Origin of the sequence: Pseudomonas putida (genome assembly GCF_001636055.1) — a bacterium.
Classification (GTDB): Bacteria; Pseudomonadota; Gammaproteobacteria; order Pseudomonadales; family Pseudomonadaceae; genus Aquipseudomonas; species Aquipseudomonas machongensis.
The window spans coordinates 1,561,681-1,581,755 of the sequence record NZ_CP011789.1 but is presented as its reverse complement, the minus strand read 5'-3'; the positions used below and the strand labels follow the sequence as shown (position 1 = coordinate 1,581,755).

Here is a 20,075-nt window from a genome sequence, read left to right as displayed (position 1 = left end):
CGATGAGGTACCTCCGACGATGTTGAGTTTTATTGCCCGGCGCCTGGGCCTGCTGATACCGACCTTCTTCGGTATCACCCTGCTGACCTTCGCGCTCATACGCCTGATCCCCGGCGACCCGGTGGAAGTGATGATGGGCGAGCGCAGGGTGGACCCTGAAATGCACGCCCAAGCCATGGAACGCCTTGGCCTGAACAAACCCCTGCCAGCCCAGTACATGGATTACATCGGCAAGCTCGCCCAGGGCGATCTCGGCGAATCGCTGCGCTCGCGCGAGAGCGTGTGGAACGAGTTCACCACGCTGTTCCCCGCGACGCTGGAGTTGGCGTTCTGCGCATTGATCTTCGCCGGGGTCTTCGGCCTGTTGGCCGGGGTGATCGCGGCGCTCAAGCGCGGATCGTTATTCGACCATGGGGTGATGGGCGTCTCGCTCGCCGGCTATTCCATGCCCATTTTCTGGTGGGGCCTGATCCTCATCATGTTCTCGTCGGTGAGCATGGGCTGGACGCCCGTGTCCGGGCGCATCGACCCGCTGTACGACGTCGAGCCGGTGACCGGCTTCATGCTGATCGACACGCTGCTGGTGGGCGATGAAGGCTCGTTCAAGGATGCGTTCATGCACCTGATCCTGCCGACCATCGTGCTCGGGACCATCCCGCTGGCGGTGATCGCCCGCATGACTCGCTCCTCGATGCTCGAGGTGCTGCGCGAAGACTACATCCGTACCGCCCGCGCCAAGGGCCTGTCGCCGGCCCGCGTGGTGTTCGTGCACGGCTTGCGCAATGCGCTGATCCCGGTGCTGACGGTGTTCGGCCTGCAGGTCGGCACACTGCTCGCCGGTGCCGTGCTCACCGAAACCATCTTCTCCTGGCCGGGCATTGGCAAATGGCTGATCGAAGCCATCGGCGCCCGTGACTACCCCGTGGTCCAGAACGGCATCCTGTTGATCGCCTGCCTGGTGATCCTGGTCAACTTCGTCGTGGATATCCTCTACGGCCTGGCCAACCCACGCATCCGTCATCAGCGCTGAGGGCCCCGCCATGACTAACCCGACTTCCAACGCTGTGACCCAGGCTCCCACCGCCGACCACAGCCAGCTCTACCCCTCCCCGTACAAGGAGTTCTGGCAGGCCTTCTCGCGCAACAAGGGCGCAGTGGCAGGCCTGGTCTTCATGTGCCTGATCGTGTTCTGTGCGCTGTTCGCCCCCTGGGTCGCGCCACACAACCCCAGCGAGCAATACCGCGACTTTCTGCTGACCCCGCCGGTCTGGCTCGAGGGCGGCACCTGGCAATTCATCCTCGGCACCGACGAACTGGGCCGCGACCTGCTCTCGCGCCTTATTCAGGGCGCACGCCTGTCGCTGCTGATCGGCCTGTCATCGGTGGTGATGTCGCTGATCCCCGGCATCCTGCTGGGCTTGTTCGCCGGTTTCTTCCCGCGTCTGCTCGGCCCGTCGATCATGCGCCTGATGGACGTGATGCTGGCCCTGCCTTCGCTGCTGCTGGCCGTGGCCATCGTCGCCATCCTCGGCCCTGGCCTGATCAACACCGTGATCGCCATTGCCGTGGTGTCGCTGCCCTCCTACGTACGCCTGACCCGTGCCGCGGTGATGGGCGAGCTGAACCGTGACTACGTCACCGCCGCACGTCTGGCCGGTGCCAGCCTGCCACGCCTGATGTTCGTCACCGTGCTGCCCAACTGCATGGCACCGCTGATCGTGCAGGCTACCTTGAGCTTCTCCTCGGCGATCCTCGACGCCGCTGCCCTGGGCTTCCTCGGCCTCGGCGTCCAGCCGCCCACGCCTGAGTGGGGCACCATGCTGGCCTCTGCTCGCGACTACATCGAGCGCGCCTGGTGGGTGGTGAGCCTGCCTGGCCTGACGATCCTGCTCAGCGTGCTGGCAATCAACCTGATGGGCGACGGCCTGCGCGACGCGCTGGACCCGAAACTCAAGAACGCCGCCTGAGGAGAGCGCCATGTCACTGTTGCAGATCAACAACCTGAACGTGCGCTTCGGCGACACCAATGCCGTACCTGTGGTAGACGGCCTCGACCTGTCGGTGGACGCCGGCGAGATCCTCGCCATCGTCGGCGAGTCCGGCTCCGGCAAGTCGGTGACCATGATGGCCCTGATGGGCCTGATCGACGCCCCCGGCCGCATCACCGCCGACAGCCTCACCTTCGACGGCACCGACATGCTCAAGCTCAGCGGTCGTCAACGGCGCAAGGTGGTAGGCAAGGACATCGCCATGGTCTTCCAGGACCCGATGACCGCACTCAATCCCAGCTACACCGTGGGCTACCAGATCGAGGAAGTGCTACGCCAACACCTCGGTCTGAAGGGCAAGGCGGCGCGCCAGCGCGCGTTGGAGCTGCTCAAGAAAGTCGAGATCCCGGCCGCCGAAAGCCGTCTTGACGCTTACCCGCACCAGCTCTCCGGCGGCATGAGCCAGCGCGTCGCGATCGCCATGGCGATTGCTGGCGAACCCAAGCTGCTGATCGCCGACGAACCGACCACCGCCCTCGATGTGACCATTCAGGCACAGATCATGGAACTGCTGGTCAACCTGCAGAAGGAGCGCAACATGGCGCTCATCCTGATCACCCACGACCTGGCAGTGGTCGCCGAAACCGCCAGGCGTGTGTGCGTGATGTATGCAGGACAGGCAGTGGAAGTGGGCCAGGTGCCGGAACTGTTCGACATCCCCGCACACCCTTACAGCGAAGCGCTGCTGGCGGCGATCCCCGAGCACAGCATCGGCGCCGAACGGCTGGCCACACTGCCCGGCATCGTGCCTGGGCGCTATGACCGCCCCCAGGGTTGCCTGCTGTCGCCGCGCTGCCCTTATGTCCGTGACAACTGCCGGGCACAGCGTCCGGCCCTCGATCCCCAGGCCCACAGCCTGGTGCGCTGCTTCTACCCGTTGAACCAGGAGGTGGCGTGATGACTGTCGTTCTGTCCGCCCGTGAACTGACCCGTCACTACGAAGTCTCCCGCGGCCTGTTCAAGGGCCATGCACTGGTGCGCGCGCTCAATGGCGTGTCGTTCGAACTGGAGGCCGGCAAGACCCTGGCCGTGGTCGGCGAGTCTGGCTGCGGCAAGTCCACCCTCGCCCGTGCCCTGACCCTGATCGAAGAGCCGTCCTCAGGCTCGCTGCAAATTGCCGGCACCGAGGTCAACGGCGCCGACAAGGCCCAGCGCAAGCAACTGCGCCGTGATGTGCAGATGGTCTTCCAGAGCCCCTATGCCTCACTCAATCCGCGGCAGAAGATCGGCGACCAACTGGCCGAGCCGCTGCTGATCAATACCTCGCTGAGCAAGACCGAGCGCCGCAACAAAGTGCAGAAGATGATGCAGCAGGTCGGTCTGCGCCCCGAGCACTACCAGCGCTACCCGCACATGTTCTCCGGCGGTCAGCGCCAGCGTATCGCCCTGGCCCGGGCCATGATGCTGCAGCCCAAGGTACTGGTCGCGGACGAACCCACCTCGGCGCTCGATGTGTCGATCCAGGCCCAGGTCCTGAACCTGTTCATGGACCTGCAGAAAGAGTTCAACACCGCCTATGTGTTCATCTCGCACAACCTCGCGGTGGTGCGGCATGTCGCTGACCAGGTGCTGGTGATGTACCTGGGGCGCCCGGCGGAAATGGGGCCGAAGGAAGATATCTACGAGAAGCCGCTGCATCCCTACACCCAGGCACTGCTCTCGGCGACTCCGGCCATTCACCCCGACCCGCTGAAGCCGAAGATCCGCATCGCCGGTGAGCTGCCCAACCCGCTGAACCCGCCTGATGGCTGCGCCTTCCACAAGCGCTGCCCCTATGCCACCGAGCGTTGTGGCAAGGAGATTCCGGCGTTCAGGCAGGTCGGGACGCGGCAGGTGGCGTGTCACTATGCTGAGCAGTTCCTGTAAAGCGGCATAAAGCCGCTTCTGCGGGTTTTACAGTTGCGAGAAGGGCCGCATTAGCGGCCCTTTTCTATTAGTGCATGAAGATCGCGATCAGAATGATCACCGGGATTGGCACCCCAAGCATCCAGAGCAGAATCGAGCGCATGATGGTTCCTCCAGTCGTGAATTCGAATTAACGGACAACAGTGGTCGAAGCATGCAGGGCACGCGGGTCTTCTTCGACCCAACGAGCACGGTCACGCAGGCGACCACCGAACAAGGCTGCGAAGCTTGCGAAGAACGCACCGCACAGCAGGGCAATGAAGGTCCAGATGGCGGTCCAGGCCGCAACCTTCGCTGCTGTCTCGGCAGCTTCCTGCGCAGCCTGCTTGGCCTGCGCGGCATCCTGACGCGCCTCTTCATAGACTTGCTCGACGCGGGCCTGGGCCTCGGCCTGGGTCAGGCGAGTACGCTGGGCCACCAGTTGCGCCAGGTAGGTGCGATCCTCGGCAGCCATCCCGCCATCGGCAGCCAGGCCGCGGATCAGGATCCGGCTGGCCACGCCATTGGCCGCATCCTCGCTTACCGCGACCGGGCCGTCGCCACGGAATAGACGATCTACGTAGTAGCCCATAGGGTCGGCGGCGCCTGAAGGCTTGCTCTTGTCATCATTCATGGAAACGCTGGCCACGGCACCCGAGGCGGCAGCAGCACCCGCCGAAGCACCAGCACTGGCAAGCCCCCCTGCCGAAGACACGACCATCAACACCGTGACCAGGGTCGCGATGGCCCAAGACAGGAAGCCATGGGCGGTATCGCGGAAATACACCTCGTCACCGTGCAGGTTGGCCCACTTCACTCGCAAGCGGCCAGCCATGTACCCGCCCAGCCCGGAGGCGAGGATCTGGGTAATCAGCAGCCACACAATGGTGGATATCCCCAGCGCCTTGGCGCTGGCACCTTCGTTGGCCCAAGGCGAGGAGGCGGCAAAGCCCAGGCCCGCGCCCAGTATCACGAGGATCAACGACAACGCAGCCGCAGCAGCGGCACCGGCGAAGATGGCAGCCCAGGAAACGCCCGAGCGGTTCGGGGCCTCGGAGACAGCAGTTGGCAGATCGGCAGTGGTAATCATGATTCGGCGCCTTATGAGGGTGAGCAAAACTTCCGTTTTGTTTGCCACTCGATTGGTGCAGCGCGCGTGCCAGTTGTGACAAAAAATGACTCCCAACTAAATCAAGCACTTAGGCAAAAACCACTTCCTAGGATCGTGCGAATCGCCCGAACCCACCCAGTTGAACAGGGCGTTATGCAGTATCCACAGCCCTCGGGCCTCAACGGTCAGACTGCACGCCCTTGTCGGCTGAAGCAGCCCGATGCATTATCGGCCCATGACCGCCACTCTCCTTCCAGACGGCCCCGCCCAGACCCCGCTCACTGCGGAAGTCGTCATGCGCTACCACTTGTGCTGGAAGCATCGTGACCTGGATGGGGTCATGGCGCTGTATCACCCGGAAATCCAATACCACGACTTTTTCCAGAACCGCGTGCTCGGCTTCGATGAGCTGCGCGAGTACGTGCGCGTCTCGTTGCCGCACGAAGCGGGGGAGGACATCGTCCACAGCGACCGCATCCGGGTCGACGGTTGCACAGCCTTCATCCAGTACCAGGTGACGGTCCAGGGCGGTGAAGGCCTGGTGGCTTTCCAGTCCAGCGAGGCGATCACGGTCAAGGACAACCTGATCTGGCGGGTCAATGAATACGGCACGCTGATCCGCCGCGACGGCAAGGGTGCCAGCGCGTCCGGGCCGCGTCCCGCCACCAGCCGCCTGGGTCTTTCGCCCCGCCAGTTGAGCACCATGGCCCAGGACCTCGAACACTATTTCCAGGCCCAACGTCCCTACCTTGACCCTGAACTGGACCTGCAGCAGGTGGCAGAAGAAAGCGGCTATAGCCGCAACCAGATTTCCTACCTGCTCAACCAGGTGCTCGGCCAGAGTTTCTACCGCTACGTCAACCAGGCCCGCCTGCAGCATCTTCTGGCCGGGCTCGAAAGCGCAGGCTGCCGAGCCCCCATCGACGAACTGGCTTTCGACGCCGGCTTCAATTCGCTGTCGGCTTTCTACAAGTGCTTCCGCGAACACACCGGGCTCTCGCCCAAGGCCTACGTGAAGCAGATTTCTCTGCGTGCACGCACGTAAGACAGCGAAGCGCCCGCACTACTAGCATCGCTCCCAGAACCTTGAACGGAAGTGGGAGCAGTACCTGATGCAAGCCTGGCGCACTATCAGCCTCTGGATGGACCAGCTCGACGAGCCGCTCGACGCTCGCCCGTCGCTGCAGCAGGACCTGGATGTCGACGTGTGCATCATCGGCGCCGGCTATACCGGCCTGTGGACAGCCTACTACCTCAAGCGCCAGGCCCCGGACCTGCGCATCGCCATCCTCGAGGCCAACACCGCAGGCTTCGGCGCCTCCGGGCGCAACGGCGGCTGGCTGATGGGCAACCTGCTGGGCGAAGACCGTCTGCTGGCCACCCTTTCCCCACAGCAACGCCGCGCCAGCGTCGACCTGCTGCACGCCATCCCCGACGAAGTGCACGGCGTGCTGCAACGCGAAGGCATCGACTGCGACTACCGCAAGGGTGGGGTCATCTACTGCGCCGCCCGCTACCCGGAGCAGGAGCGCAGCCTGCGTGCCTATCTCGACGACCTGTACCGCCAGGGCATGAACGAAGACGACTATCGCTGGCTCAAGCCCGAACAACTGGCCGGACAACTGCGGGTCAGCAACGCCTACGGCGCGATCTTCAGCCCCCACGTCGCGACCATCCAGCCCGCCAAGCTGGTGCGCGGCCTGGCACGCGTGGTCGAGGGCATGGGCGTGCCCATCTACGAAAACACCCCGGCCAGCGACTGGCAGACCGGTGAAGTGCGCACCGCCCAGGCCAAGGTCCGTTGCCAATGGGTCGTGCCGGCGGTCGAAGGCTACGCCGCCAGCCTGCCGCCGCTGGGTCGCCATCAACTGCCCGTGCAAAGCCTGCTGGTGGCCACCGAGCCGCTGCCGGAATCGGCCTGGGAGCAGATCGGCCTGAGCCAGGGCCAGGCCTTCAGCGAAGGCAGCCGCCAGGTCACCTACGGTCAGCGCACCACCGACAACCGCCTGGTGTTCGGCGCCCGCGGCGGGTATCGCTTCGGTGGCCGCCTGCGCGAGGACTTCAGCCTCAGCGACGCCGAGATCGAGCTGCGCCGCTATCTGTTCGGCGAGCTGTTCCCACACCTGAAGAACGTGCGCATCACCCACTCCTGGGGCGGCAACCTGGGGATGGCGCGGCGTTTCCGTCCGCACATGCTGTGCGACCGTCAACGCGGCCTGGCGCTCTCGGGTGGCTATGGCGGCGAAGGTGTCGGCGCCACCAACCTGGGCGGGCGCACGCTCGCAGCACTGATTCTCGGCCAGCACAACGAACTGACAGCCCAGCCCTGGGTCCACGACAACCGCCCGCTGTCGAGCCTGGCCAGTTGGCCGCCCGAGCCCTGCCGCTGGCTAGGCTACAACGCGATCATCCAGAGTTTCGTCCACGAGGACCGCACCCTCGCCAACCCGGCCAGCCCGGCCTGGCGGCGGCGCCTGGCCAGCGCCCTGGCCGGATTCATGGAAGGTTTCATGCACTGAGTTGCACCCACTACCACAAGAGATCCTGCAGTCATGAGCATCACCCAGTTCAAGCACACCGACAGCGCCGCGCTGGAAACCTCCAACCCGGTCGCCGTCCCCCTCGGAGAACCCGTCGCAGTGACCTCGGTCACCTGCGTCGAACGCAACGATGGCGTCGAAACCGGTATCTGGGAATGTACGCCCGGGCGCTGGCGCCGGCAGATCGTGCAACAGGAGTTCTGCCATTTCATCAAGGGCCGCTGCACCTTCACCCCCGACGGTGGCGAGCCCCTGGTCATAGAAGCCGGAGACGCACTGATGCTACCGGCCAACAGCACCGGGATCTGGGATATCCAGGAAACCGTGCGCAAGACCTACGTACTGATTTTCTGATCCGCTGATCGCCTGCCGTTCTTCGATAACAACAGACAAAGCAAGGTAAACCGGACATGCGCAAACTCCTCCTCGCCCCCCTGATGCTGGCTGCTGGCGTCGCCAGTGCCGCCGACTCGGTGAAGATCTACAACTGGTCCAGCTACATCGCACCCGACACGCTGCAGAACTTCCAGAAAGCCACCGGCATCGTGCCCACCTACGATGTCTACGACAGCAACGAAACCCTCGACGGCAAGCTGATGACCGGCAACTCCGGTTACGACGTGGTCTTCCCCTCCAACCACTTCATGGCCCGGCAGATCCAGGGCAAGGCCCTGAAGAAGCTCGACAAGAGCCAGCTGCCGAACTGGCAGAACCTCAACCCGGTGCTGCTCAAGGCGCTGGAGGTGAACGACCCCGGCAACCAGTACGGCTTCCCGTACCTGTGGGGCAGCACCGGCATCGGCTACAACATCGACAAGGTCAAGGCCGTGCTAGGCGACAAGGCACCGGTCGATTCGTGGGACCTGGTGTTCAAGCCCGAGAACATGGAAAAGCTCAAGAGCTGTGGCGTGGCCATGCTCGACAACGGCCCGGAGTTGCTGCCGATCGCCCTGAACTATCTGGGCCTGCCGCCGCACAGTCAGAATCCCGATGACTACAAGAAAGCCCAGGCACTGCTGATGAAAGTACGTCCGTACATAAGCTACTTCCACTCCTCGAAGTACACCGGCGACCTGGCCAACGGCAACATCTGCGTGGTGGTCGGTTTTTCCGGCGACGTGCTGCAGGCCAAGAACAGCGCCGACGATGCGAAGAACGGGGTGAAGGTGGGTTACTCGATTCCCAAGGAGGGTGCACCGCTGTGGTTCGACATGGTCGCCATGCCGGCCGACGCTCCGGACGAGAAGGCAGGCTACGCCTACATGAACTACCTGCTGCAGCCTGAGGTGATGGCCGGCATCAGTAACTCGGTGCAGTACGCCAACGGCAACGCCAAGGCCGATGCTCTGGTCGATCCGGCGCTCAAGCAGAACACCATGATCTACCCAAGCGCGGATGTGATGGGCAAGCTGTTCGCCCTGGAAGCGATGCCGGCGAAGATCGACCGCATTCGTACGCGGCTCTGGACCAGCATCAAAGCGGGTAACTGAAGCTCCGCCTCTCCCCCCGCAGACACCAGGGTGTCTGTGGGGGTACAGGTGATTTCAGCGCACCACCGTCACCCGCCCGAACAGTGTCTGCGGCACGAAGCCCATCACCTTGCCCAACGACGCCAGCGCCAGCATGGGCTCATCCACCGGGAAACTGCCGCTGACCTTGCGTTGCGCCAAGGCCTCGTCGAGCAACAGGATACGCCCCGGGTAATACCGTCCCAGGTCCTCGACCACCTGCGCCAGCGGCACCTGGTAATAGTTCAGCCAGCCCTGGCGCCAGGCCAGGCGACTTTCACTGTCCACGGCACTGATCGCCCCCGCCACGCCCTGGGCATAGTCCAGTTGCTGGTTGGCGGTCAGCTCACGCGCCACGGCGCCGGTAATCGGTGTCACCGCCACCCGTCCACTGCGCACGGTAACCTGGGCGCCGTCGCCCTGCCCGCGTACCTCGAACTGAGTGCCCAGCACCCGCACTTCGCCACCCGCCGCATCGACCAGGAACGGCGCGCCGGTGTGGGTCACCTCGAAGAACGCCGCGCCGCGCAGCAGGCGTACGCGCCGCTCGCCATGGTCGAAATCCACGACCACAGCGCTGTTGGCATCCAAGGTCAGGCGTGACTGGTCGGCCAGGGTGACCTGGCGCACATGCTCGTCACTGCGATAGTCGGCGCGCAGGTCCTGCAACCAGTATTGCGGCTGCCAACCGGCCAGGCTGCCCAGCGCCAGCACCAGACAGGCCGCTGCCGCCAGTGCTCCGCCACGCCGCCCCCAGCGGGCTTTCGGTCGGCGCATGGCCTGCAGGTAGTGCTCGAGGCCCTCGCGTTCCTCTGCGGCCAGACGCGCGGCGGGCGCTTCGCTCTGTTGCCACAGGGCCTGGGCCTCGGCATAGGCGGCGCGGTGCGCCGGATCGGCCAACAACCAGCGCTTGAACTCAGCGCCTTCGGCTGCCGGAGGATGCTCGTTGATGCGGCTCAGCCAGCCCAGGGCCATGCGCGACTGTTCGGCGGTGATCGGATAGGGCTGGCTCATCGACGGTCGCTCCCTGGCCTGCGCAATGGGGTAGCGGGCTCGGCGACACTCGCCTTGCACGCTTCGAGGGCGCGCATCATATGCTTTTCCACCGCACTCTGGGACACCTGCATGGCCTTGGCGATCTCGCCGTACTTGCAGCCGTGGATGCGGTTGAGCAGGAAGATCTGTCGCGTACGTTCCGGCAAGGCGCGCAGGGCCTGCTCGATGCGGCGCAGATCGTGATCGACCTCCAGCGCCTGCTCTGGCGCCTGGGCCGAGAGCGCCTCGTCGCTGATCGACAGCCCTTCGGTGAACCGACCGCGACTGCCTTCGCTGCGCAGGTGGTCGATCGCCAGGTTGCCGGCGCAGCGCAAGAGGTAGGTGTCGAGCGCCTCGACCTTGACCGCAGGCCGACGCCAGAAGCGCAGGAACAGTTCCTGGACCAGGTCCGAGGCCGTGGCACGACAGCCAACGCGCCGGCTGACCAGCGCCTCCATGCGCCCGCGCTGGGCCAGGAACACCTGCAGGAAGCGCGCCCGGCCACCGGCCTCGTCGAGGTCGGGCTCGCTCACGCGCCGAACACCGCCACGACCGGCGCCAACACCAGGCTCGCCGCCGCCAGGCTCAGCAGCAGGCGGGGTTGGTACGGCAGGCCGAATACCCAGAGGGTGAGCCCGGCCATCAACACGGCCGTCCACTCCACCAGCCCCAGCGCCCAGCCACGCAAGTGCACCGCCAGTACCGCCGACAGCACCAGCAGCAGCCAGCCGGCGATGCGCAAGGCACGCAACTGGGCCGGCCGCGGCTTGCGACCCAGCAGGTCGGTGAAGTGTTTTTCCATGGCCAGGCACAAGGCAGCCAGGCCGGCAAAGGTGAACAGGGCCAGGCTCAGCATCAGCTCGCCTCCACGGTTTCGGTGCGGGCCTTGACCTTGGCCGAGCGCTTGGCGACTGGCTTGGGCGCGCGCAGCATCTTGCCGGCCGCCCAGCCGAGGAACAGCCCGGTGGCCAGGGCCGTGAGATCGAAGCCGGCCATCGCCCAGTCACCGGCGATCAGCGAATGGTCCAGGCCTTGGCCTGTGGTCACGGCATTGAGCAGCGGCAACGCAGCGAACACCACGGCACCCAGCGCCAACTGCTCGCCCCAGGCGCGACGACCGGGGCGCAGCATGGCGTGAAGCAGCGACAGTGCCCAGACCATGAAGAACGCATTGACCTCCCAGTCGGCGCGCCCTTGCAGCCCGATCGGCAGCAGGCGATTGGCCCAGAAGAACGCCGCCACGCCCAGCAGCAGGCCGCTCATGCTTGCAATGTTGAGCACCTCGACCAGGCGCAGCTCCGCAGGCATGCGCTCGCTCTTGGCATGCTTGAGCTGACGCTTGCCCAGCCACATCACAAGGCCAGTGCCGATCACCGCCGTGCCGGCGACACCGAAGACGAAGTACAACCAGCGCAGCCATGGCCCGGCGAAGTTGCCCATGTGCAGACCGACAAAGGTAAAGGAGGTCATCATCGCGGCGCTTTCCGGCGCACCTTGGGTAAGCAGTGCACCGGTGGCACCGTCGAAGGTCCAGTTGGCGCTGCGCTTGTACGCGACACTGTCGGCCGAGGCACGGTTCAAGGTGACACGGGCATTCTGGTCGCCAGGATTCTGCACCTGAATGAAGCCCATGCGTGCGCCTGGCGCTTGCTCCTGGACCTTGGCGTACAGGCTCGACAGTGGGACCAGCGGCGTGGCCACCCCGGCCACCTTCGGCACCTCGTCACGGCCGAACAGGTCGTTGAAATAACCGTTGGGGCTGCCATAGCTGGCCATGATTCCGGCCGGCATGACCATGTACATGAAGATCACCAGGCTGCTGTAGCTGATCATCAGGTGGAAGGGCAGTACCAGCACGCCAATGGCGTTGTGGCCATCGAGCCATGAGCGCTGGCCCTTGCCGGGACGGAAGGTGAAGAACTCCTTGAAGATCTTCTTGTGCGTGATGATCCCGGTCACCAGCCCCAGCAGCATGATGAAGGCACAGAAGGTCGACAGCCAGCGCCCCCAGGGGTGGGGCATCTCCAACTGGAAATGGAAACGGTAGAAGAAGTCGCCGCCACGGCTGTCGCGGCCCTCGACCACCTCGCCGCTGGCCGCGTCCAGCTCCTTGCTGGTGAAGCCGCGTCGGCCACCGGCGCTGGGATCGCGATAGCCGACACTCAGCGCCGCCTCGCGCTCGCTGGGCAGGCGGATGAACCAGGTGCTGGCATCGGCGGCGTTGGCTTGCAGGTAGCGCTGCGCCATCTCCAGGCTGGCCGCCGGATTCAGCGGATGGCTGTGGATTTCCGGTTTGGTCCAGTGGTTGATCTCTTCCTTGAAGTAGGCAAGCGTGCCGGTGAGGAAGATGGCGAACAACAGCCAGCCGAAGATCAGGCCGGTCCAGGTATGCAGCCAGGCCATGGCCTGGCGGAAGCCCTCTTTCATGGGTTCTTCATCCAGTAAGCCAGCCCGCCGATCGCGCCCAGCACCAGGCTCGGCAGCAATACGCCCAGCCAGGCGCGCAATGCGCTGCGGCAGGCGAAGCACCAGATGAAGGCGAGCAGGTAGAACACGAACGACAGCATCATCCCGGTCAGTGCCGCATCGACCTGGGCGCCGGGCATCAGCAGGCTGACACAGACGCTGGCCGCCGAGGCCAGCAGGTAGCCGCCCAACAACGCAGCCAGGCTGCGCGAGGTCACAGCCAGGCGGTAGCTCAGGGGCAGGCCGGCGGCTTTGCTTTTCATGGGGCGACGGTCCGGGGCAAGGTCAAGAGGGTGCAATAGTAATGATTTCAATTCTCATAAGCAAAGATTGGAGATGAGCTGCTGCGATCTCTGTTTAGCCGGGTTTGCCCCCGAATACCCCGCAGGTCGAACAGGATTGCTACACCCTGTCGCCCGGAATACAATGCGAACAATTCTTACTCCCAATCGCGTCATCGGACGCCGGAGTCACCTCGGTGTCCAGTGCCCTCTCCTCCACCGTCGAAGGCCTCTACCACGCTCACCACAACTGGCTGACCGGTTGGCTGCGCCGTCGCCTGGGCTGCCCGCAGAGCGCCGCCGACCTGGCCCAGGACACCTACGTGCGCTTGCTCCAGGCCCGCGAAGCGCCACAGTTGATCGAACCTCGGGCCTTTCTCGCCACCGTCGCCAAGCGCGTACTGTGCAACCATTTTCGCCGTCAGGAGCTGGAGCGCGCCTACCTCGAAGCCCTGGCCCAGGTGCCCGAACGCCTGGCACCCAGCGAGGAAGACAAGGCGCTGATCTTCGAAACCCTGCTCGAACTCGACCGCCTGCTCGATGACCTGCCGCCGCTGGTCAAGCGCGCGTTTCTGCTGGCCCAGGTCGATGGCCTGGGCCAAGCCGAGATCGGCCGTGAACTGGGTATCTCCCTGGCGACAGTCAAACGCTACCTGCACAAGGCAGCCCTGCGCTGCTATTTCGCCCTGTGAGCACAGGCATCTCACCCCAGGTTGCCGAGCAGGCGGTGCACTGGCTGATCGAATCACAGGGGGCCGATTTCGACCCGGCCCAGCAGCAGGCATTCGAACACTGGTTGCAGGCTGACGGCGAACACCAGCGCGCCTGGGCGCACATCCAGCAGGTCAACCAGCGGCTGCGTGGTGCGACCTCGCCCGTGGTGCACGCCACCTTGCAGGCACCGCCCTCCCCGGCCCGGCGTCGCGCGCTCAAGGCGTTACTGCTGGCGGGCGTGGCCAGTGCCACCGGGCTCGGATTGCAATCACACAATCCGTTGCCAGGGCTGATGGCCGACTACCGCAGCCCCGTGGGCCAGCGCCGACGCCTGCCGCTGGACGACGGCAGCCTGTTGCGACTGAACACCCGCAGCGCCGCCGATGTGCGGTTCGATGGGCAGCAACGTTACGTGCGCCTGCTCGAGGGTGAGTTGTCGCTAGACGTCGCCCGCGATACCCGCCCGCTGGTGTTGCGCAGCGACGATGGCAGCCTGCACCTCGACAGCGGCCGCTTCAACGTGCGTCAGTTCGAGGGCTACAGCCTGGTCTCGGTGTTCAGCGGCATGGCTCGGCTACAGGGCCAAGTGTTGCTCGCCGGTCAGCAAGCCCGCCTGGCAGCGGGCCATTGGCAAGGTATCGGCGCGCTGGATCGCAACATCGGCGCCTGGGTCGATGGAATGCTGGTGGTCTCGCAGATGCGCCTGGGCGAGTTTCTCGCCGAGCTTTCACGCTATCGCCACGGACAACTGGGCTGCAGCGAGCAGGTCGCCGGGCTGCGGATTTCCGGGTCGTACCCACTGGATGACAGTGAGCGGATCCTGGAGATGCTGGAAGTCGCCTTGCCGGTACGGGTGCGGCGATTCACCCGGTACTGGGTCAAGGTCGAGGCGGTTTGAGCCTGTGCCGACAACTATTTTCTTCCAACCTGAGCCATTTCGCTTCCCTCGCGTGACAGAGCAGGCAGAACCCTTCTTACAGGACCCGACCCCATGCCCCTGCGCCCCACGCCGCTCGCCATCGCCCTGCTGTTCGCCACCAGCCTGAACTTCGCCCAGGCTAGCGAACCGCGCGCCTACCACATCGCCCCCGGCACCCTGGAAGACGCTCTCAACCAATTTGGCCGTGACAGCGGGGCGCTGATTTCGTTCGGTTCCAGCGTCACCCAAGGCTTGCGCAGCCCCGGGCTGGAAGGCCAGTACGACGTACAGCAAGGGCTGCAGGCATTGCTGCGTGGCAGCGGCCTGCAGGCACGCCAGGAGGCCGACAACGCCTACAGCCTGCAACCGCTTGCCGCCTCCAGCAGCGATGCGGCGATCGAGCTGGGTGCCTCTACCGTGGTTGGCGACTGGCTGGCCGAGGCGCGCCAGGACAACGTCTTCGAGCATCCCGGCGCACGTGACGTGATCCGCCGCGAGGAGTTCGAGCGCAGCGGTGCCAACAGCGCCCGTGAGGTGCTCAACCGCATCCCCGGCGTCAATGCCCCGGAAAACAACGGCACCGGCAGCCACGACCTGGCACTGAACTTCGGCATTCGCGGCCTCAACCCTCGCCTGGCCTCGCGCTCAACGGTGCTGATGGACGGCATCCCGGTGCCCTTCGCCCCCTATGGCCAGCCACAGCTGTCACTGGCCCCGCTGAGCCTGGGCAACATGGATGCGGTGGATGTGGTACGCGGCGGCGGCGCAGTGCGCTACGGCCCGCAGAACGTCGGCGGCATCGTCAACTTCGTCACCCGCGCCATCCCGGAGGAGGCGACCTTCAAGGCCGCCATGCAGAACCAGATCAGCCCCTCGTCCAGCCACGACGGTTTCAAGAACAGCGCCAACCTGCTGGTCGGCGGCACCAACGACAACGGCCTGGGCGGCGCCCTGCTCTACTCCGGCACCCGCGGCGGCGACTGGCGCGAACACAGCGACACGCAGATCGACGACCTGATCCTCAAGGGCAAGCTGCAACTGGACGAGGCCAACAGCCTGCACGCCATGGCCCAGTACTACGAGGGCGAGGCCGACATGCCCGGCGGCCTGAGCAAGGCGGCGTTCGATGAAGACCCGTACCAGTCGACCCGCCTGAAGGACAAGTTCTGGGGCCGTCGCACCCTGGTCAACGTCGGCTACGACTACAAGCAGGACGATCGCCAGTTCAGCGTCAACAGCTTCTTCACCAAGACCCTGCGCAGCGGCTACCTCGACCAGGGCAGCTTCGTCTCGCTGTCGCCACGCGAATACTGGGTACGTGGCATCGAGACCCGCTTCTCGCAAGGTGTGGCACTGGGCGACAGCTGGCACGAACTGGGCGTGGGCTACCGCTACATCAACGAGGCCGGCCACGAACTGCGCTTCCGCGAACCGGTGACCGGCAACCTGCCGACCACCGCCAGCCGCAACGACCGCGACACCCGTGGCGCCACCGAAGCCCACGCGATCTACCTGGACGACCGCATCGACATCGGCCGCTGGACCATCACCCCCGGCATCCGCTACGAGATGATCGACTCCGAGCAAAGCAACAAGCTCAGCAACCAGCGTTACCAGGGCAGCTACAACACCGCATTGCCGGCACTGAATGTCATGTACCACCTGACCGACACCTGGAACCTCTACGCCAACACCGAGGGCTCGTTCGGCAGCGTGCAGTACAGCCAGATGCCCAACCGCGTCAGCAGCGGCGAAGTGAAGCCGGAAAAGGCGCGCACCTGGGAAGTCGGTACCCGCTACGACAGCGGCGACCTGCAGGCAGAGATCGGCGCCTTCCTGATCAACTTCGACAACCAGTACGAAAGCAACCAGACCAACGACTCGGTGATCGCCCGCGGCGAAACCCGCCACCAGGGTATCGAGACCAGCGTGCGCTACGCCCTCGACGGCCTGAGCCCGACGCTGGCCGGTTTCGATGTGCACGCCAGCTACGCCTTCGTCGACGCCACCATCCGCGAAGACGGCCCGAACAAGGGCAACCAGGTGCCGTTCTCCTCTCGCCACAAGGGCACGCTGGGGCTTGGTTACACCGAAGGACCATGGCAGTTGAACCTGGATGGCAGCTTCCAGAGCAGCCAGTACGCCGACAACGCCAACACCGCGAGCGAAAGCGCCGATGGCAGCACCGGACGGATTCCGGGCTACATGCTGGTCAGCACCCGCGCCGGGTATGACTTCGGGCCGCAGCTGTCGAACCTGAAGGTGGCGGTGGGGGTGAAGAACCTGTTCAACCGCGAGTACTACACCCGTTCGTTCGACGACAACAACAAGGGCAAGTACGTGGGCGAGCCGCGCACGCTGTATGTGCAGACTTCGGTCGCGTTCTGAGGATGGACACTTGGGAGCGGCCTTGTGCGCTACCAGCCCGTGCACGGTCCTCGGCATCGGTACGGTACCTGTAGGAGCGGGCTTGCCCGCGAAAAAGACACCGCGCTGTCTGGCACGGGCTGCGCCCGTATTCGCGGGACAAGCCCGCTCCCACAGGGGGATTGGGCTGGTCTGTAGATTTTGAACAAGACAGTCGCTCTTGCAGCAACAGCTTCAACCCTGCGAATTGCTACAAAAAATTTATCGAGAAAGGGGCTTGAATTCGGCGCGCCAATCCCTGACCTTAGAGTCAAGAGGCGAAGCTTTCCCCAAGGGCCTCAAGGGCCTAGGCACGCCTCCACGCGAGCAAGCTGAATAAGGATTGAATCATGCAAATCCAGGTCAACAGCAGCAACCATATCGACAGCAGCAGCCGTCTGAACGAATGGGTCCGCAGTACGCTGGAAAGCACGCTGCAGCGCTACGAGGACGACCTCACCCGCATCGAGGTCCACTTGCGTGACGAGAACGGCGACAAGCCCGGCCCGCATGACAAACGCTGCCAAATGGAGGCTCGCCCCAAAGGTCATCAACCGATTTCCGTCAGCCATACCGCCACCTCGCTGGACCACGCGATCGACGGTGCGGCCAGCAAGCTGAACAACGCGCTGGAACATTTCTACGGCAAGCTGCGCAGCAAGCGCAGCGTGGTGCAGCACACTGAAGAAGAGTGATCGGTGACACACAGACGCCCGGTGCCTGGCACCGGGCGTTTTCGTTTCCAGGGTTTCGGGCCCGGACAGGCCACACAATTCATCATTTGATCAACGTCGCTGAACCATCCTCACTGTCTCCCGGTCAATCGGTGAACATTCTTTGCAGATGCCAGCCCATGACCAATCCCTTCGACCTCATCAGCGACGCCTTCGCCCCGTACTACCGGGTCAACCTGAGCATCGAGCGGCTCGATGGCAGCATCATGCTGACCCTCTCCAACGATACCGGCGTGGTCGCCAAGCGACTGATCAGCGCCGCCCAACGCAACGACCCTGTACGCCTGCGCCGAGTAGTGGACAGCATTCGCCTGGGGCTGGCCATCGAACAAGGGGAAGATGCCCTGCAGGTGCTGGCGGCGATGACCGACAGCGCCGGACGCGATCGGGTCTGGCGGGGGGCCGGGATCGCTCGATAGGCCAGTGTCGATCTCTTCGCTCCCACAAGAAATGAGCGAAGAGATCAACACACGCCTCATCACTGCGGATAGACAATCTCCCGCACCTGCACCGCACGCGGGATCAAGCGGTTTGCAAAGAACAGATCGGCAATCCGCTGCTGGGTTTCGATCGCCGCGGCATCTAGCGGGCGGATCGGCGCGTTGTAGCGATGCTCGAAATACAGCTCCACCACTTCACGCTTGAGCCCTAGCACCTTGGTCATGCCGTCGATGCTTTGCTCACGCTGCTCGACCGAAATCTTCTGCGCCTGGCGCAACACCTCCAGCACCTTGTCGATGGTCGCACCGTACTGCTCGGTGAACGGCCGACTGGCAATGTAGTAGGTGCCGCTGGGGTGCACGTCCTCACCGGTGCTCAGGGTGCGGGCGCTACCATCGAGCAAGGCGGCTGCGTAGTAAGGATCCCAGATCACCCAGGCATCCAGCTTGCCCTGCTCGAAGGCCGGGCGGGCATCGGCGGCCGGCAGGTAGACCAGCTCGACATCGCTCAGCTGCAAGCCCGCCTTGATCAGGCTCTTGAGCAGCAGACTGTGGGCACTGGAGCCTTTCTGCAAAGCGATACGCTTGCCCTTGAGATCAGCCAGTGTCTTGGCCGGGCTGCTGCTCGGCACGATGATCGCCTCGCTGCGACCGTCGCTGGGCTCGATACCGATGTAGCGCAACGGAATACCCGCCGCCTGGGCGAAAATCGGCGGAATGTCACCAATGTTGCCCACGTCCAGGCTGCCACCGTTGAGCGCCTCGATCAGTTGCGGCCCCCCTGGGAACTCGATCCACTGCACCTGGGTGCCAGGCAACGCCTGTTCGAGCAGGCGATGCTCGCGGGCCAGGACCATGTTCACCGAACTCTTCTGGTAGCCGATACGCAGCACCTGCGGATCCGCCGCGAGGGCCAGGGTGGTGCCCAGCGCCAGCAACAGGGTGACAAGCATACGCACGATCATTTCAGGTTCTCCTTGACCTTGGCGGCCACATCGGCCGGTAACCAGGCGCTCCACACCTGGGGCTGTTCACGCAGGACCGCTTCGGCGACCACACGCGGATCCAGGCGCTTCTCGGCCATGTGGGCGAGGGTCTGGTTGAGCAACGCCGGTGGCAGATCGACCTTGTCGAAGAACTGCACCAGCTCCGGGTAACGCGCATGGAACGGCGCCGAGACGCCGATCGACAGGCGCGCCGGCAGCGAGCGCGTACCTCTGGGGTGCGCCTCGTTCGGGTTGGACAGGGTCTTCCAGGCCTCGGCATCGAAGGCCGGCTCTTCCAGTTGGACCAGTTTGTAGCGGCCCAGCAGCGGAGTCGGCGACCAGTAGTAGAACAGCACCGGCTTGCCGCGACGGATCTGTGCGGACACCTCGGCATCCAGTGCAGCACTGGAGCCGGAGCGGAAGTTGACGAAACTGTCGGCCAGGCCATAGGCCTTGAGCTTCTGGCTGTTGACGATCTCCGAGGTCCAGCCGGTCGGGCTGTTCAGGAAGCGCCCCTGTTGCGGCGACTCGGGGTCACGGAACACATCCTTGTAGCGAACAAGGTCGGTCACCGACTTCAGCCCCGGCGCCACGGCCTCGATACCGCGCTCAGGATCGCCCTTGATCACGTATTCCGGCACCCACCAACCTTCGCTGGCGCCCTTGACCGTGTCGCCGAGGGCGATCACCTTGCCTTCGGCTTCGGACTTGATCCACAGCGGACTGCGCCCGGCCCACTCTTCGCCGATCACCTGGATGTCATCCTTGGCCAGGGCCGCCTCCAGGCTGACCGTGCTGCCCGGCAGGGTGTCGGTCGGATAACCGTAGCCCTTCTCGACCAGCGTACGCAGGATCTCGGTGATCAGGTTGCCGCTTTCCCAGGTGAGCGCGCCGAAATGGATCGGGGCTGGTGGGCTGGCCGCCAGCAACGGCTGGCTGGCCAGGCCCAGGGCGAGCAGCGCGCCGCCCAGGAGTTTCTTCATCGCAGTCATGCGCAGTCTCG

Annotated in this window: 21 protein-coding genes; 13 read left to right on the top strand and 8 right to left on the bottom strand. The window is 64.6% G+C overall.

The genetic code is table 11. The features are described 5' to 3' along the window. Positions 1–19: 19 nt before the first annotated feature. Genes AB688_RS07265 through AB688_RS07250 form a run of 4 tightly spaced genes read left to right on the top strand, consistent with a single transcriptional unit; the run spans position 20 to position 3,914 of the window. On the top strand, positions 20–1,030 hold the full coding sequence (locus tag AB688_RS07265) for an ABC transporter permease subunit (protein WP_054893480.1): 1,011 nt from the start codon (positions 20–22) through the stop codon (positions 1,028–1,030). Between the two features lie 10 nt (positions 1,031–1,040). Then, the gene (locus AB688_RS07260; protein WP_054893481.1) at positions 1,041–1,967 is read left to right on the top strand and encodes an ABC transporter permease subunit; all 927 of its coding nucleotides are present in this window, start codon (positions 1,041–1,043) and stop codon (positions 1,965–1,967) included. 10 nt (positions 1,968–1,977) lie between these two features. Continuing rightward, on the top strand, positions 1,978–2,946 hold the full coding sequence (locus AB688_RS07255) for an ABC transporter ATP-binding protein (RefSeq protein ID WP_063543131.1): 969 nt from the start codon (positions 1,978–1,980) through the stop codon (positions 2,944–2,946). Then, positions 2,946–3,914 carry a peptide ABC transporter ATP-binding protein gene (locus AB688_RS07250; protein ID WP_063543129.1) on the top strand — a complete coding sequence of 323 codons (969 nt, stop codon included), beginning with the start codon at positions 2,946–2,948 and terminating at the stop codon, positions 3,912–3,914. Before AB688_RS07255 ends, AB688_RS07250 begins: the two co-directional genes overlap by 1 nt. Positions 3,915–4,083: 169 nt before the next feature. Here AB688_RS07250 and AB688_RS07245 read toward each other — a convergent pair whose 3' ends face one another. After that, positions 4,084–5,022, bottom strand: a complete 939-nt coding sequence (locus AB688_RS07245; RefSeq protein ID WP_063543127.1) for a hypothetical protein — start codon at positions 5,020–5,022, stop codon at positions 4,084–4,086. 241 nt (positions 5,023–5,263) lie between these two features. Here AB688_RS07245 and AB688_RS07240 point away from each other — a divergent pair, with 241 nt between their 5' ends. The 4 genes from AB688_RS07240 to AB688_RS07225 all read left to right on the top strand — a co-directional run bounded on the left by AB688_RS07240 (position 5,264) and on the right by AB688_RS07225 (position 9,073). After that, complete coding sequence (locus AB688_RS07240; protein WP_172964791.1) at positions 5,264–6,088, top strand: AraC family transcriptional regulator; 825 nt, start codon at positions 5,264–5,266, stop codon at positions 6,086–6,088. A 67-nt stretch (positions 6,089–6,155) separates the two neighbouring features. Then, entirely contained in the window at positions 6,156–7,562 is a 1,407-nt protein-coding gene (locus AB688_RS07235; protein ID WP_063543125.1) for an NAD(P)/FAD-dependent oxidoreductase, read from the top strand. Between the two features lie 33 nt (positions 7,563–7,595). Continuing rightward, positions 7,596–7,937 (top strand): cupin domain-containing protein, encoded by a 342-nt coding sequence (locus tag AB688_RS07230; RefSeq protein WP_054893487.1) that lies wholly within the window; start codon positions 7,596–7,598, stop codon positions 7,935–7,937. 56 nt (positions 7,938–7,993) lie between these two features. After that, the gene (locus AB688_RS07225) at positions 7,994–9,073 is read left to right on the top strand and encodes a polyamine ABC transporter substrate-binding protein (RefSeq protein WP_054893488.1); all 1,080 of its coding nucleotides are present in this window, start codon (positions 7,994–7,996) and stop codon (positions 9,071–9,073) included. Between the two features lie 54 nt (positions 9,074–9,127). Here the strand turns inward: AB688_RS07225 and AB688_RS07220 are convergent, their stop codons facing one another. Genes AB688_RS07220 through AB688_RS07200 form a run of 5 tightly spaced genes read right to left on the bottom strand, consistent with a single transcriptional unit; the run spans position 9,128 to position 12,855 of the window. Then, positions 9,128–10,105, bottom strand: a complete 978-nt coding sequence (locus tag AB688_RS07220; RefSeq protein WP_063543123.1) for a FecR family protein — start codon at positions 10,103–10,105, stop codon at positions 9,128–9,130. Beyond that, positions 10,102–10,659 carry an RNA polymerase sigma factor gene (locus AB688_RS07215; protein WP_063543121.1) on the bottom strand — a complete coding sequence of 186 codons (558 nt, stop codon included), beginning with the start codon at positions 10,657–10,659 and terminating at the stop codon, positions 10,102–10,104. Before AB688_RS07215 ends, AB688_RS07220 begins: the two co-directional genes overlap by 4 nt. Beyond that, positions 10,656–10,982, bottom strand: coding sequence for a DUF3325 domain-containing protein (locus AB688_RS07210; protein WP_063543119.1), 327 nt, complete (start codon positions 10,980–10,982; stop codon positions 10,656–10,658). Before AB688_RS07210 ends, AB688_RS07215 begins: the two co-directional genes overlap by 4 nt. After that, entirely contained in the window at positions 10,982–12,553 is a 1,572-nt protein-coding gene (locus AB688_RS07205; RefSeq protein ID WP_063543117.1) for a PepSY-associated TM helix domain-containing protein, read from the bottom strand. Before AB688_RS07205 ends, AB688_RS07210 begins: the two co-directional genes overlap by 1 nt. Next, positions 12,550–12,855 carry a DUF3649 domain-containing protein gene (locus tag AB688_RS07200; RefSeq protein WP_054893493.1) on the bottom strand — a complete coding sequence of 102 codons (306 nt, stop codon included), beginning with the start codon at positions 12,853–12,855 and terminating at the stop codon, positions 12,550–12,552. Before AB688_RS07200 ends, AB688_RS07205 begins: the two co-directional genes overlap by 4 nt. 215 nt (positions 12,856–13,070) lie before the next feature. On the opposite strand from AB688_RS07200, the gene AB688_RS07195 reads away from it, so the two are divergent. The 5 genes from AB688_RS07195 (at position 13,071) to AB688_RS07175 (ending at position 18,065) form a co-directional block, all read left to right on the top strand. Beyond that, on the top strand, positions 13,071–13,565 hold the full coding sequence (locus AB688_RS07195) for a sigma-70 family RNA polymerase sigma factor (RefSeq protein WP_063543115.1): 495 nt from the start codon (positions 13,071–13,073) through the stop codon (positions 13,563–13,565). Continuing rightward, complete coding sequence (locus AB688_RS07190) at positions 13,562–14,485, top strand: FecR domain-containing protein (protein ID WP_063543113.1); 924 nt, start codon at positions 13,562–13,564, stop codon at positions 14,483–14,485. Before AB688_RS07195 ends, AB688_RS07190 begins: the two co-directional genes overlap by 4 nt. A 93-nt stretch (positions 14,486–14,578) precedes the next feature. Then, the gene (gene fecA / locus AB688_RS07185; protein ID WP_063543111.1) at positions 14,579–16,894 is read left to right on the top strand and encodes a TonB-dependent Fe(3+) dicitrate receptor FecA; all 2,316 of its coding nucleotides are present in this window, start codon (positions 14,579–14,581) and stop codon (positions 16,892–16,894) included. Positions 16,895–17,262: 368 nt separating this feature from the next. Beyond that, positions 17,263–17,607, top strand: a complete 345-nt coding sequence (locus tag AB688_RS07180) for an HPF/RaiA family ribosome-associated protein (RefSeq protein WP_054893497.1) — start codon at positions 17,263–17,265, stop codon at positions 17,605–17,607. 158 nt (positions 17,608–17,765) lie between these two features. Continuing rightward, entirely contained in the window at positions 17,766–18,065 is a 300-nt protein-coding gene (locus tag AB688_RS07175) for a DUF3509 domain-containing protein (protein WP_063543109.1), read from the top strand. A gap of 59 nt (positions 18,066–18,124) precedes the next feature. Here the strand turns inward: AB688_RS07175 and AB688_RS07170 are convergent, their stop codons facing one another. Then, complete coding sequence (locus tag AB688_RS07170; protein WP_063543107.1) at positions 18,125–19,051, bottom strand: aliphatic sulfonate ABC transporter substrate-binding protein; 927 nt, start codon at positions 19,049–19,051, stop codon at positions 18,125–18,127. Further along, the gene (locus tag AB688_RS07165; RefSeq protein WP_063543105.1) at positions 19,048–20,064 is read right to left on the bottom strand and encodes an ABC transporter substrate-binding protein; all 1,017 of its coding nucleotides are present in this window, start codon (positions 20,062–20,064) and stop codon (positions 19,048–19,050) included. The genes AB688_RS07170 and AB688_RS07165 overlap by 4 nt, the downstream gene beginning before the upstream one ends. Positions 20,065–20,075: the final 11 nt, after the last annotated feature.

Coding starts and splice junctions, on each gene's coding strand:
- fecA (WP_063543111.1), top strand. CDS start 14,579: ATGCCCCTGCGCCCCACGCCGCTCGCCATCGCCCTGCTGTTCGCCACC.
- AB688_RS07250 (WP_063543129.1), top strand. CDS start 2,946: ATGACTGTCGTTCTGTCCGCCCGTGAACTGACCCGTCACTACGAAGTC.
- AB688_RS07165 (WP_063543105.1), bottom strand. CDS start 20,064: ATGACTGCGATGAAGAAACTCCTGGGCGGCGCGCTGCTCGCCCTGGGC.
- AB688_RS07170 (WP_063543107.1), bottom strand. CDS start 19,051: ATGATCGTGCGTATGCTTGTCACCCTGTTGCTGGCGCTGGGCACCACC.
- AB688_RS07260 (WP_054893481.1), top strand. CDS start 1,041: ATGACTAACCCGACTTCCAACGCTGTGACCCAGGCTCCCACCGCCGAC.
- AB688_RS07255 (WP_063543131.1), top strand. CDS start 1,978: ATGTCACTGTTGCAGATCAACAACCTGAACGTGCGCTTCGGCGACACC.
- AB688_RS07240 (WP_172964791.1), top strand. CDS start 5,264: ATGCATTATCGGCCCATGACCGCCACTCTCCTTCCAGACGGCCCCGCC.
- AB688_RS07220 (WP_063543123.1), bottom strand. CDS start 10,105: ATGAGCCAGCCCTATCCGATCACCGCCGAACAGTCGCGCATGGCCCTG.
- AB688_RS07210 (WP_063543119.1), bottom strand. CDS start 10,982: ATGCTGAGCCTGGCCCTGTTCACCTTTGCCGGCCTGGCTGCCTTGTGC.
- AB688_RS07180 (WP_054893497.1), top strand. CDS start 17,263: ATGCAAATCCAGGTCAACAGCAGCAACCATATCGACAGCAGCAGCCGT.
- AB688_RS07225 (WP_054893488.1), top strand. CDS start 7,994: ATGCGCAAACTCCTCCTCGCCCCCCTGATGCTGGCTGCTGGCGTCGCC.
- AB688_RS07245 (WP_063543127.1), bottom strand. CDS start 5,022: ATGATTACCACTGCCGATCTGCCAACTGCTGTCTCCGAGGCCCCGAAC.
- AB688_RS07200 (WP_054893493.1), bottom strand. CDS start 12,855: ATGAAAAGCAAAGCCGCCGGCCTGCCCCTGAGCTACCGCCTGGCTGTG.
- AB688_RS07265 (WP_054893480.1), top strand. CDS start 20: ATGTTGAGTTTTATTGCCCGGCGCCTGGGCCTGCTGATACCGACCTTC.
- AB688_RS07175 (WP_063543109.1), top strand. CDS start 17,766: ATGACCAATCCCTTCGACCTCATCAGCGACGCCTTCGCCCCGTACTAC.
- AB688_RS07235 (WP_063543125.1), top strand. CDS start 6,156: ATGCAAGCCTGGCGCACTATCAGCCTCTGGATGGACCAGCTCGACGAG.
- AB688_RS07230 (WP_054893487.1), top strand. CDS start 7,596: ATGAGCATCACCCAGTTCAAGCACACCGACAGCGCCGCGCTGGAAACC.
- AB688_RS07205 (WP_063543117.1), bottom strand. CDS start 12,553: ATGAAAGAGGGCTTCCGCCAGGCCATGGCCTGGCTGCATACCTGGACC.